This is a genomic window from Photorhabdus hindustanensis (assembly GCF_002968995.1).
Lineage (GTDB): Bacteria > Pseudomonadota > Gammaproteobacteria > Enterobacterales > Enterobacteriaceae > Photorhabdus > Photorhabdus akhurstii.
The window spans coordinates 81,470-94,844 of the sequence record NZ_PUWT01000020.1 but is presented as its reverse complement, the minus strand read 5'-3'; the positions used below and the strand labels follow the sequence as shown (position 1 = coordinate 94,844).

Annotated in this window: 7 protein-coding genes; 5 read left to right on the top strand and 2 right to left on the bottom strand. The window is 39.3% G+C overall.

The window, feature by feature from the left end; genetic code table 11:
- Positions 1-3: 3 nt before the first annotated feature.
- The gene (locus tag C6H66_RS08365) at positions 4-1,158 is read left to right on the top strand and encodes an alpha/beta hydrolase family protein (protein ID WP_046396658.1); all 1,155 of its coding nucleotides are present in this window, start codon (positions 4-6) and stop codon (positions 1,156-1,158) included.
- A 1,142-nt stretch (positions 1,159-2,300) separates the two neighbouring features.
- Positions 2,301-3,002 (top strand): helix-turn-helix transcriptional regulator, encoded by a 702-nt coding sequence (locus C6H66_RS08360; RefSeq protein WP_036779575.1) that lies wholly within the window; start codon positions 2,301-2,303, stop codon positions 3,000-3,002.
- A 439-nt stretch (positions 3,003-3,441) separates the two neighbouring features.
- Here C6H66_RS08360 and C6H66_RS08355 read toward each other — a convergent pair whose 3' ends face one another.
- Entirely contained in the window at positions 3,442-3,786 is a 345-nt protein-coding gene (locus tag C6H66_RS08355) for a hypothetical protein (RefSeq protein WP_036779577.1), read from the bottom strand.
- Between the two features lie 623 nt (positions 3,787-4,409).
- Between C6H66_RS08355 and C6H66_RS08350 the strand changes: the two genes are divergently transcribed.
- Positions 4,410-4,607: a type II toxin-antitoxin system TacA family antitoxin gene (locus tag C6H66_RS08350; protein ID WP_105395330.1), complete on the top strand. Its 198-nt coding sequence runs from the start codon at positions 4,410-4,412 to the stop codon at positions 4,605-4,607.
- A 192-nt stretch (positions 4,608-4,799) separates the two neighbouring features.
- Here the strand turns inward: C6H66_RS08350 and C6H66_RS08340 are convergent, their stop codons facing one another.
- Positions 4,800-7,676, bottom strand: a complete 2,877-nt coding sequence (locus tag C6H66_RS08340; RefSeq protein WP_105395329.1) for an RHS repeat-associated core domain-containing protein — start codon at positions 7,674-7,676, stop codon at positions 4,800-4,802.
- A 2,134-nt stretch (positions 7,677-9,810) separates the two neighbouring features.
- Here C6H66_RS08340 and C6H66_RS08335 point away from each other — a divergent pair.
- Positions 9,811-10,941: a LuxE/PaaK family acyltransferase gene (locus C6H66_RS08335; protein WP_105395328.1), complete on the top strand. Its 1,131-nt coding sequence runs from the start codon at positions 9,811-9,813 to the stop codon at positions 10,939-10,941.
- Between the two features lies 1 nt (position 10,942).
- A complete protein-coding gene (locus tag C6H66_RS08330; RefSeq protein ID WP_105395327.1) occupies positions 10,943-13,348 on the top strand; it encodes an acyl-CoA reductase in 2,406 nt (801 codons plus the stop codon).
- Positions 13,349-13,375 lie beyond the last annotated feature (27 nt).

Sequence of the window (13,375 nt, the reverse complement as noted above, 5' to 3'; positions counted from 1 at the left end):
AAGATGAATAATAAAAATAAACCCAATAGAATTTCGCCAGAACTTCTTGCTACTTGTGGTTATTTTATGCCAAGACTATTTTTCTTAAATTCTCAATATGCTCCCCAAGTGCATTGGGGAGATGTTGTTGCAGCATTGAGTGATTTTCAGCAGGAAAACTTAGATTTATCCTCTGAAGAGTTTTGGTATGAATGGATGATTAATTGGTCAAAAGTGGGTGATAGCTATATTTGTATCGCTAACTCGGCTAAAAGCGAAGTCAGCCATGTTCGTGCTTTGAGGAGTGCCGCCGCCTGTTATCATTGGGCAGAATTTATGTATTTCAGTGATAGGAGTAGAAAGGTACAGCTCAGAGAGTATATTCGTTCATGTTTTTTATCTAGTATAAAATATAGTGACTTGCTAGTTGAGCATCAATATATTGTCGTTGATAAATTTCGTATGCCGTTTTTCCTTATATTCCCTAAAGGGTATAAAGAAGAAGAGAATCATCCTTTGCCTTGTGTTATTTTATCCAATGGATTGGATTCAATGACTGAAATTGAAATATTATCTTTAGCTGAGTTTTTCTTAATGAAAAATATGGCGGTAGCTATATTTGATGGACCAGGACAGGGAATAAATCTAGGGAACTCACCAATAGCTATCGATATGGAATTATATGTTTCATCTATAGTTAAATTGTTAGAGGATGATGTCAGAATTAACAGTGATCTCCTCTGCTTCTTAGGAATTAGTTTTGGTGGTTATTTTGCTCTACGCGTTGCGCAAAAAATTGGCGATAAATTTTGCTGTATCGTCAATTTATCCGGTGGACCTGAAATAGCAGAGTTTGATAAGTTGCCAAGAAGGCTTAAAGAAGATTTCCAGTTTGCATTTATGCAAGATAATAGTCGTATGCAATCTCTTTTTGATGAAATTAAATTGGACGTCTCTTTACCTTGTAAAACCAAGGTTTTTACTGTTCATGGAGCATTGGATGATATATTTCCAATCGATAAGGTGAGAAAGTTAGACCAGATATGGGGTGATAGTCATACATTATTATGTTATGAATCAGAAGCTCATGTTTGCTTAAATAAAATAAACGAATATATGATACAAGTTTCAGATTGGGTTAGTGAACAATTTTGGCTTAATGGCTATAAGAAAGGATAACTTATTTTATACTAACTGCCTATTCCATTATATCTCATTATTGTGGACTATTATTTTGTAAGTTAATAGTGAATACGGATAGCGTGCAGGAGTCGCTGCGTATATATAGTACGTGAGAATGAGTTGTATTTCTCCTCTACTAACATGCGTTTAGAAGTTAGCGCTTTTGTTTAGGTATTATCTTGGTTCTCTCTTTTTATAAAGAATGGTAAATGAAATAGTTTAATGGGATGGGCGTTAAATAGGGTTAAATCATAAACATCAGGCTGATAGTAGCTGTTTTTATGGGATTGTAAAATTTATACAGATTCATCAGATTACCGGGATTATTATCATTAGCGGAAAAGATAATTATCAAGAGCTAAATTTTAAGGTTATTAATCAATAGAGATATTGTTATGGATAAATATTGGTTTCACATTTATTTTTAGTGAGCATAATAGTGTATTTATGTAATATTATCCTTAGATATTAATAATCTGATATCAGACATAAATTGAAGATAAGTTAGTTATTATTATCTTCTCTAAAAGATTTTATTTTTTCAACAGAAGTTAAGGTTAAACCTATTTGGGGTATTACCTTTTAGTTCCACGGCTCTTTTACTATGAGTAATAAAATCAAAACATCTTCCCAGGCATTACGAAGAGATATGTTCGAATAAAATAAGACCATACTTTCTCTGCTGAGGTATTAACCGGCAGTGTGAAAATTGACTTTAATATTTGTGTTTTCTTATATCATTAATACATAGTAAGTTTACTTATGATAAGTTATCTTATTGAATGTGAATTTTATTTTTTGTATTAATTAGCTGTATATTAAGCTTTTAAATATTTGCTCTATGTTTGATGCCCGATGCTTACTTCAACCTGGTTTCGGCGTAATGCATAGAACATTTACTCTTGACAGAGTTTGGTAATTATGTAAGACGGCAATAGTATTTTCGTCAATCCAGACAATTGAGGTCTATATTAAATATAGGATTTCGAGTTGATGGTTTTATAGAGAAATCTCGACATTGTTCCATGATAGATAATTAAGAATAAATAGTTATGTTGGGGTACTGACTAGTAACTCAATACTATTTATTCAGTAAAGCCTTATCCTATTTGATTTTTATTAAAATGAGGAGTTCGGAAATGTCAAGAACCGAAAGACTTATAGTATTATTGCAATACTTGAGACAAAGAAGGTACCCTGTCAGTGGTAAATTACTCGCTAGTGATTTAAATGTAAGCTTGCGCACGCTTTATCGCGATATTGCTTTACTAAACAGTCAGGGGGCAAATATAGAAGGCGAGCCAGGTTTGGGTTATATATTACGGCCAGGTTTCATGTTGCCTCCTTTAATGTTTACGATGGATGAGATTGATGCCTTAGTTTTGGGCAATAAATGGGTTATTGAACAGAGTGATGTTGTTTTGGCTAAGTCTGCCCATAGCTTTATATCTAAGATTGCCGCAGTATTGCCGGCAGAACAGCGTGATCAACTATATTCTTCGCCAATGTTTGTAAAAACAGATGGTTATAGTAAAGTTACAGATAATAACTTAATGTTATCTGATATTAGAAAAGCGATATACCATAAATCAAAAATAGTGATAACTTTTATTGATTTAAATAATACACATACTGTGAAGACGATCTGTCCACTGTCGATCTTTTTCAATAATGAGTTCTTTTTAGTTTCTTGGTGTGAATTCAGTCATAACTTTCTTAAGTTACAAGTGGGAAAAATAGAGAAACTGGAAGTATTGTCTGAAAAATATATACAAGATAGAATGTTATTATTAAAAAAATGGAGTGAGAAAGAAGGATTGTCTGATAATAATTTATCGTAAATAGATGATTACAGATGAATAATTTATATAGGTATTTATCCTATACATGTTTAATTGTTATTTCTACTAAATATATAGTTGAAAATATATAGTAGATTCTGATGATTATCTGAACTTTCTGCTGTCATTTATACTGAGGGCTTAAAAAGTTTAGTGATTTTATTAGGAAAGCGCCGCCCTAGAGTGCTAATTGTGAATGGTAGGATAAATCACTTAATTTGGTAATCTGGGGCAACGAACAACATAGAGTGGGCTTGAGATTGTGGATAATAAAGTTCAAGAATTCTTTAAAGGTAAGATTTTAAATCGATTGAACAAAGATCGTGATAGAATCACGATCTTTGTTTTGTCGACTTGCGAGCTTGTCTTTATGTAAGAGTGCTATCGATATTTTCCACATGTGCATTTTTCTTACATAAATAATGAAGTAGAAGAAAAGCTACCATTTCCATGCATCCGGGCTGGTGCCGGTAGGTAATACACAAATGCCAAAATCGCTAATGACAACAGCGACATAGATATCATTACCATAACAATTTAATTGATACCTCCTTCCTTTTGCCGTCCATTGCCAATAATCATTTTTCCGACTTTCTGGATAGAATTCTTGGATAAATGAAGCGGTTGCTGGATGTAACCCATCAACATTGAGAGTACTTGTATTCCCTGAGCTGCTCCAAATCACATCACCGATTAAATTTTCATTGGTAAGATTAACAACGAAAAAATAATGGTTATTAATTTCAAGCATTTCACCCTTTTCTTTTTCCTCAGTTTCTTTCATCTCTGGCTCCTGATTAGTGGATAAAATGGGTGATTATTATAGAAATAACAATAGTTTCTCTGATATTTCTATTTTTATTGCTATAAATGCAATGGTTTAATTAATAATTACGGTAGCAATAGAACCATAATAAATATATTTTTATTTGATATTGTTTTGGTTTGCATGACTTTTTTTGATCTGATTGTCACAGCATTTGATTACTATTCTTGATAATTTATTTCTGTATAATTTATTGACTATAAACTAATTGTATTTATCAGAATAAATCAGAAACTATATATCATATATTTTTATAGTAGTGTAAAAATACAGAATGTAAAGTATATCATCATGAATGTTTTGCATGAATATTAAATTAATGCAAATCGTTATTTCCGGTAAGTTGGATTAAAATGGCAGGTAAGTATCTGAAAAAAATCATGAGAATCTGATATAGCTTGTTCTGTCTCACAATGTGACGTCATTTTGGCGCGCATATTGATTTCTGTTAAAATCGGTGTCAAATTCACCAAATAGTATATTCCGTCGGCTCAGAATAAATCATGTAAGTGAGTAGTGGATATTTATAGCAAACTAATAATTAAAGAACGAATAACCGCAATGCAGTGGGGGTAAGGCTTATGGCCTTTATTGCAAATGCTGCTGTAGCAGAGGCAAAAAGAGTTATTGAACAAAATATGCGCATTCGATTGTGCCAAGAAGATGCATTGGCGTTTGTTCATGCATTGGAAAGACCAGTCAAGGTAAATGAACGTTTCCTTCGTGCTGCTCGTAGATATAAGGAAACAATAACAGATGAAAATAAAACGTTTAGATAAAAACAAACACGATAGAAATAATTTTGACTGTGGTGAGCCAGCGCTGAACAACTATTTGAAAGTAGTGTCGGGGGTAACATGAATAAAAAGAGTAGATGTGATGTAACATATCCCTATGTGAGTCGAAACTTGATCTGACATCCATTCTCGATAGCTGTCAGATCAGGTTTGAGTTCTAGTACAAGTTATTACTTACGCTACGGAGTTTCTGCGTGTCATTCTTCTATAATTTTCTACCCTTCCTGTCATGACATTTTCTATGCCGGATAATATTCCAGAACAATTATGACAGGCCGGGAAGTCTTTATTTGTTTCACCAACAAGTCGTTGTGTAAATATATAGCTCTGACTCAAATGACTTGATATATTTTCTCCCCTTTTAGCAAGTTCAGTGACCATATAATTTAAGGCTTGTACCTCAGCATGCAGGCCCGCAATACCCGCCATTTTAGGTAAAATGTTTTTGTTTTCCTTAATATGCTCTCTGATCCGCTGCTCAATCAGTGGATGTAATTCAATGTCCGATGATTTATAGGCATCTTTTACACCAGATATAAATTTTTCTATATCAGTAACACGATAGCTGCCAAGATCGATATTTGGCCTCCAGCGTTTGGATGTTTGAAGTTTGTCAGGGTGATATTGCTCGAAACCGGGCTTCGCTTTTTCGCTGATAAGTTGCACTCCGGGGAAGGTATTTTTGGCACTTAAGCTACCACTCAAGTTTAAAAATTTATCTTTATAGGTATCGTGATCTATGTTGGTGCCATGACCCATAATACCGGCATGGGCGGCATATCCTTTTAATTTTGCATTTGTATATTTCATATTTCTGGATTTCTTTTCTCTATCTTTTGGTTTCATAGGCTTGAGCGTTGTTTCATTTCTCTCTGTTTCTTGTAATATTTCACCGGTGCTTCTGGTGAAATATTGGTATCTCTTTTCAACTCTTGGATTTTGTTTATACAAAAGTGGCGAAATATCAGGTCTGTTTTGCGGCATGGCGAGATCAAGCCAGTCTAAACTTGAGAGTCCCATATTATCCGCCAGCGTAATTGGGTTATTCATCACCATACAATAAAGATTTAATCCATCGATAGTGCCTGCCGGGTCCGCACTTAGCCATCTTCCCGCCCACGGCTGATAATATCGATAGCCGTAATAATAGAGTCCGGTGGCATCCCGTTCTTTACCGGAATACCGGATCGTTTTGTAACTGGCTTCTATCTGGTTTCTTGCGGTCCATAGCGCTGTACCGCCAAATGGATAGTACTCCTCTTGACTGATGATTTGCCCGTCGCTATCTAACTCAAGTTGGCTGGAACCAATCAGATTATCGTAACTGTAACGTATCTGATTATTGTTGATGTTTTCTGGTTTGCCGCTCTCCCAGTGCAGAATCCGCACTTGCGCGTGACCGGCTTCACCCACTGTAATGATCTGTAACTTTTCTGTTGCAGTAGCACCATTTTGGGTTGTACGCAGTTCCAGTCCTGACAGGTAGACGACTCGTTGCTGCCGGAGAATATCTTGCGTTTGCTGTTCACTGACTTTTAACAGCCGCATCCCGTCGTTGCCATAGCGATACCATTCTACGTCGTTGCCACTGTTGGTGCGGTTATCCCGTTTTACCGGAGTCACTTGTTGTAGTTCACCTCGCGCATTCCAGTTTAGGTTTAGTCCCGGTAGTAATGTCTCCTGATGACCGCCCGCCTGAAACAACGCATCCACTTTGGTTGGATCAGTGGTCAAGGTACTCAGTACCGCACGGTTGCTGCGGTTCGAAACGGTTATGTCTGTGGTGTAATTGTTTTGGTTCGCAGGCGAGCTGTGTCGGATTTGGGTCAGGTTGCCACCACGGTCATAGGTATAAGTACGGGTATAGTTAGTGTAAGTGTTGTCGTCGGAAGTTAGCGCTGGAGAGGGGAGCTGGTGATTCTGTTGGCCTATATTCGCCATTTCGCGTCCGGTTGCGCTGATAAGCTGATACAGGGAATCGTAAGTATAGATATTCTTCGGCACTATTTTCTGATTGCGCCAGAAGCGGGTCGCTTCTGCATCGTTACGGAGACTGATTACATTGCCAACCGGATCATACTCATAACGTAAGTCTTGCAAAGCCTTGGCATCGTTTGAACGACGGGTAGTGATGCCAATTAGTCGCTGGGTTTCCGGTTCGTAAGTGTATTCGGTGATGATACCGTTACCGTGCTCTTCGCGTAGTTTTTGTCCTGCCGCTGAATAGGTTAGGGATTTGATAATCACCTGCTCACTCTGACCTTTTAAGGTTAGCCAACTCCTTTTTAACTGACCGGCTACATCATAAGCCAGACGCTGGATATTTCCTTTGGCATCGGTTTGCGTCAACATAGCGCCGGTGGCATCGGTTTTGCTTTCGGTGGTGTATACATCACTACTTAATCGCTTATCCCAAATCTTTTTATTATCTCCGAACCAGTCTGCTTCTTGACTGTCAGCCAGTAACTGACGGGATTGTGATAAAACCGCGCCGGTCAAGGAAAGGCGATTCAGTTGGATCACTCCCGCTGTGTCGTAGTGATGCACACATTGACCAGCAAGATTTTGGTCTTTTTCTGCCGGTGTGTTTCCAGCCCAGATGAGACGTTCGGTGATATGGGCTGCCCTTTCCTTTGTTTCTTGTTCGGTTACGGATAACAGGCGACCGGGCAGAGAGTTGTCTTCATATTGCCGGGTCTGCTTGATACCCGTTGCAGTTACGGTCAGGACAAGACGGCCTTCAATATCATGGAGAGTGACAGTATTGCCTGCATCGACACTCTCTGTACGCAGGACGTTGCCGGTTAAATCATACTGCCAGAGAAAATTGGGTTTCACCGTATGATCTTTTTGCCTGGCGTCATACAGGCGCGGATCAATACTTTGGTGTAGGTGCCCGAAAGCATCATACTGATGACGGGTGATACGGATATCACTGTTTTCTTTTGCGGTAGTACGGTGATAACGGATTTCGCGGACATTCAACCCACGGTTATCGTGAACCGTGATTGTGGGGGTGTGTTGATAAGTTTTGGGGTCAAAGTTGTTCATAATTTACCTCTTTGTGGTACTGAATAATCGTTATATTGAATAATTTTTTGTCTACATAGCAGCGAATGAACGCTAAGTTCAGTTCTTCCACATAATAAGGGCGGATAATCTTTCCATTGAAATGCCAGTAGCATGCAAGATTTCAGGAAATAAGCAGGAATGACCTTATTCAAAAGCATACTGCTCTGCAACTGAATAACAGTAGCAACCATAGGTAGAAGAGCACAAGTATCGTAGAAAACAGCGCCAGGATCTTTTGCTATCGCTAATGGTTGTTTTTTCTGTTTTGCTAAAAAGGAGAAATAACCTATCCTTATTTAACATATAGTTACGTATAGTGAATATTAACTAGATGTATAGTTATCGATTATAAATGTGAGTTATTTTATTGGTTAAATAATTTTTGATGTTCGTCTATATACGAGATTTGGGTTGGTTAGTCTGACGTCAATCATGACGCCAGACTAACCGGATGTATCAGATTATTGTGTCAGGCACATATTCTAACCACAATCACCGACTTAAATTTTATCTTGTGTATCATGGTGGAATAAAGCTATTGTGCCTGTTATGGTATTGTAAGATACATTCTTAATTAAATGCTCTAATGCAATAAAACATAATTGATTAAATTCACTGGTAACATTTTTCATGGAAAATGATTTTATTGTTTTGTTTAAATAAATATACGGTTTTAATTTTAATTAAATTATATGGATTAAATTTGATAAGGACTGGAGTATATTTTTATATTATTTTTGATGTTTTTTACAGTGTGATTTGTCATTGAGATATTATTGTATACAGTATAAATTACCATAATTATTATCTGGTTTTCTGTTGGGTTTATTAAATAGGAAATTATTTAAAATGAATCGGCCAGATTTAAATTTATATGGAGTTTATATGGGGTTTATTATAATGGTATAAAACACTAAATTTGGTAAGTAATGTAAATTATTACATGAGTTAATATAAAGTAATGAAATGTATTATTGGTTAGAACAAGAGATTAATTTACCATTGTTATTTTTACAATATAAATAATATTTTGTTGTAATTCTTGGTTAAATTGTGAGATGAAATGATTTGGATGGCAATTATAAATATAAATGTGATATTTTCGTTATTATAAATTGGATAAGCATATAATTTTTAGTTTTATATTTTATATATTTGTGATTTTTTAAAAATAAAAACTTTTAGTTTTTTATTGAAATATCATTATATATAATATTGCTTATTGGCAATTCTTATTTTGGTTGTTATTAGAATATCTTATTCTTCCCGGTAGTGATAATGGTTGATAAAAAAATGTTGATATGAATGATTGTTAAGATAAGTAAGGTAATCGTATAGAATAAAATTTCTATCGTGTGCATAGAAATGTGTTTTTTTATTTTAAATTTTTTAATGGGTTTTTCACGTTGATAAGAACTTGACTGGTATTAGTAATATCACAAATTGCTTGTTTTTAGGTGTTGTAAATATCGAAAATATAAATGCAGATGACTAATCTGTTCTTATTATTATATTGTGAATAATTCTTAAAATTGCTCATCATTGCATAGAAATAGACCATATAATGTTTCGCTAGAAATAGCTTACTTGTTGAGAAACAATAAGTTTATTACCTTGGATTTGTTGGCCGTATTCCGAATTGATAGACGTTCCCGGTTAAAAAAATTGACGAAAATAAAGAAGTAACGTTGTTGATTATCATGCTAACTATATAATTGTATAAATATCGTGGAGATCTCAGTATTCTAGTTGTTTGTTAAATGTTACATATTGATTATAAATTCGTATTTGATGAATAATTCCAAATTATTATTGGCGTTATTGATACATGAATAATGATGACTAAATTCGTTGATAAGGTTATTAAATATAAATTCGTTATTATATTATCCTTCATTAAATCATAATTGTTATATTTTTATTGTTTTATTTACAAGGAATTAACAAGATTGAAATTTTTTTCCAAAAACGGTGACCTATTTTTAATTTGGTGAAGAAGTTGTATTCAACTGTCGTTATTTTTTCTTCGGGCTTTACTTGCCGGAGGTTGAAGCAACATACCTATTATTTTAAGGGAGTAAATGCCCTTTTCTTTAATTTCTGGAGATGACTTTTGACCTCTCTTGCTTATGTTGACGCCCTTTGTGCGCTTGATCATCCTTATCAAGTCGATAGTGTTTGTGACCAACTATTTGATGCTGCCATGCGTGAGTTGACGCTGTACCACTGTGAAAATACTCCCGGTTATTCTCAGTGGTTGAAGGCTAATGGCTTGGAAGTAGAAAGACTGGAAAAACTGGACGATTGGTCGCGTTTGCCGCCTATTTTCGCTAATTATTTCAAACGCCAATTGCTAATTAGTAGTACCGGCAGGAATGCATTGGAGTTGACCTCTTCCGGGACAACCGGCCAAAAGAGCCGCATGCGTTACGATGCACGCAGTATACGCGCGGCTCAAAATATGGTTGAACGAATTTTTGAGTATTACGGTTGGAATACGCCGCAACAGCCTTGCAATTACTTGCTGCTAAGTTATGAACCTGCCGGTGCGGTTACGTTGGGAACCGCGTATACCGATCAATATCTGTGTAAATATGCACCGGTAAACCAAGTCTGTTATGCACTGCGCCACAATGGAAAAAGCAATGAGTTTGATCCTTTTGGCGTCATCCGATCCTTACAAGAGTTTGCAGCACAAGGGTTGCCGGTGCGTATCTTGGGCTTTCCGGCATTCTTGTGGTTCACGCTGGAACGGATGCAGGAAATGGGGTTGCCGCCGGTCCAGTTGCATCCTGAGTCACTGGTGTTTTTGGGGGGAGGTTGGAAAACGCACGCTGATAAAGCTATTCCAAGATCCTTGCTGTATCAGCGTTTGGGGGAACAACTGGGTATTCCTGACGAGCGGTGCCGGGATGGTTACGGTTCGGTGGAACATCCCGTGCCTTATGTTGAGTGCCGAAATCACCATTTTCATGTGCCGACCTATGCCCGTGCTTATGTCCGCGATACGGCCAACATGGCGGTTCAACCCTACGGTAAGCCCGGTTTCCTGCATCTGGCGTCACCCTACATCACTTCCAGCCCGGCACACAGTATTGTGGTGAGCGATTTGGCGGTGTTATATCCGGCTGCTGAATGTGGCTGTGAGTTAGCGACCGATTGGTTTGAGTTATTGGGTCGTGCCGGTACCAGTAAAAGCCGCAGTTGTGCGATTGCCGCTTCTGAGTTGATCAAGGAGTCCTGAAATGTATTTAGTGAATGGTAAGGTTATCTCTGACTTGGAACCCGCTAGCATATTGGCGGAATTGAAAGGTAAGTTGGCCGAGACGTTGGCGTGTCCCCCAAGTGTACAACAGGTATTGGCGTGTGCTGAGCGCTTTGTTGATGATCTCGATACTGTCGCGGCTAAGCTCACGCTGGATACAGCCGCAGTCGCCGCGTTACGTCACTTCTGTCATCGTGATGCTTTAGAGGCGAAGTTGCGACACGAATTAGGCGAACAACCCTTTTCTCTGCGTCGCTTTGACTATACACAGCCCCGTTTTGAAACCTGGCAACCGTTGGGATTGGTGGTGCATATCACGCCGTCCAACGCGCCTTTGCTGCCATTTATGGCAGTGTTGGAAAGCTTGCTGGTGGGTAATGTCAACTGGTTGCGTCCTAGTAGCAGTGATCACGGCCTTAATGCGCGGATATTGGCTGAGTTTCTACGTTATGACCAGAGCGGCGCGTTGGCGCCTTATATCTCTGTGTTGCCTTTGCCGTCTGATCAATTATCAGAATTATTGGCGTGTGCTGATGCCGTATCCGCCTGGGGTAGTAATAGCGCGTTGACCGCTATCCGTAGCCAACTACGGCCCGGTTGCCGTTGGATAGATTGGGGACATCGTATCAGTTTTGCTTATTTGGACCCGATGGTTGCTAGTGATGCTGACTATGACGCACTGGCTGATGATGTTTGTCGTTTTGACCAACAAGCGTGCTCCAGTCCACAGTGTTTATTGGTGGATAGCACTGACGAGAACGTTCTACGACAAGTGGTTAGTGCTGTGGCCGCCGCACTGACACGATGCACAACGGCATGGCCTGCTTTACAGCCGGACATACAGGAAGCGGCTGAAATAAGCAGTCAGATGGCATTTTTACAGTTAGATCACACTTTTGCTGATCTTCGCGGTTCGATAGAAGAGGGTAATGGTTGGCGGGTAGCCTGGATACAGCGTCAAGAGCTTGCACCATCACCACTGTATCGTACTTTGCAAGTCCGTCCGGCACCGCGTGCGCAATTGGTCGAGGTTTTGTTGCCGTGGCGTCCCTATTTACAAAGTTGTGCTTTGATAGCTAAAGAAAAAGAGCTGCCGATGCTGAGTCGTCAGTTGTTAGCAGCCGGTGTTAGTCGGATATGTCAGGCTGGAACTATGCATGATGGCTATGAAGGTGAACCCCATGATGGTGTTTATGCATTGACTCGTCTGGCGCGACGCGTCTCCGTCAGCTTGAAAGCAGAACAACTGCCGGGCCATGTCTCATTGGATAAATTGTCAGCTAATCCGCCGGAACTGGCAGGGATTCCGGTGATGGATAAAGCAAAGTTTCAAAGTGGCGGCACGACGGCGAAAGCACAGGTGTTTTTCCGTAGCGGCGGCAGTAGCGGCGAGCCAAAACTGGCGGGTTTCAGTCATCGAGATTATCACAGCCAAATGCAGTCTTCGGCAGATGGCCTGTTTGCTGCTGGTCTGGACCCAGCACGAGACCGGGTAATGAATTTGCTGTATGGCGGTAATTTGTATGGCGGTCTGATGAGTTTCTTCACTATTCTGGATAAATTATCTGTGCCGCATTACCCGATGGGCGGCCCAATAGACGATGATTTTAGCCAAATCAGGCACTTTATTATTACTCAAGGGGTCAATACGCTGGTCGGGATGCCGAGCACTATACACCGATTGTTTGAATGTGAAGAGGCTGCGTTGCGTGCCTATGGCGGGGTGCGCAAAATTTTTACTGGCGGTGAGCATATTAACGAAGAGCGACGTCAGTTTCTGTCCAGTTTTGGTGTAGAGGTGATTCGTTCGGCAATTTATGGTTCCGTGGATGCCGGTCCGTTAGGCCATGCTTGTGCCTGTTGTCACGAGGGCGAATTCCATCTGTTGTCTGATATTCAATGGCTGGAGATCTTGGCTCTTGATAGTGATCAGCCTGTTCCGACAGGGGAAAGCGGTCGGCTGGTGTTTACCCCTCTGGAAAGGGAAGGGCAGGTGGTTCAGCGTTACGATGTAGGTGACTTGGGTTATTGGCTTCCCGCTCTCTGTGACTGCGGATTACCAACGCCGCGGTTTAAATTGGAAGGTCGTCATGGTGCATTGCTGCGGGTGGGGTCTATTTTTGTGAACCCAACAGCATTGTCAGCCGAGCTGGCGTTTCCGGTGCAGTGGTTGGTAGGAAACAACGCCGATGGCGGTGATTACATCCATGTGTTAGCCGATGGGGATGTTGACCAGGTGCGTACACATTTGTTGCAACATAAGATGCTGAACCAAGTTGTCAGTGGTGGATTGCTTCAATTGGAAGTTATTCCGACGCCGATGGGGCAGTTCCGTCGTCACCCGCAAAGTGGCAAAACGCCGCTGGTGCTGGATAGCCGATTCTGAGACCAATAATACTACTTTTTGGGTAAA

Excerpts from the sequence above, each read along its gene's own strand:
- C6H66_RS08365 (WP_046396658.1), top strand. The coding sequence starts at position 4 with ATGAATAATAAAAATAAACCCAATAGAATTTCGCCAGAACTTCTTGCT.
- C6H66_RS08360 (WP_036779575.1), top strand. The coding sequence starts at position 2,301 with ATGTCAAGAACCGAAAGACTTATAGTATTATTGCAATACTTGAGACAA.
- C6H66_RS08355 (WP_036779577.1), bottom strand. The coding sequence starts at position 3,786 with ATGAAAGAAACTGAGGAAAAAGAAAAGGGTGAAATGCTTGAAATTAAT.
- C6H66_RS08350 (WP_105395330.1), top strand. The coding sequence starts at position 4,410 with ATGGCCTTTATTGCAAATGCTGCTGTAGCAGAGGCAAAAAGAGTTATT.
- C6H66_RS08340 (WP_105395329.1), bottom strand. The coding sequence starts at position 7,676 with ATGAACAACTTTGACCCCAAAACTTATCAACACACCCCCACAATCACG.
- C6H66_RS08330 (WP_105395327.1), top strand. The coding sequence starts at position 10,943 with ATGTATTTAGTGAATGGTAAGGTTATCTCTGACTTGGAACCCGCTAGC.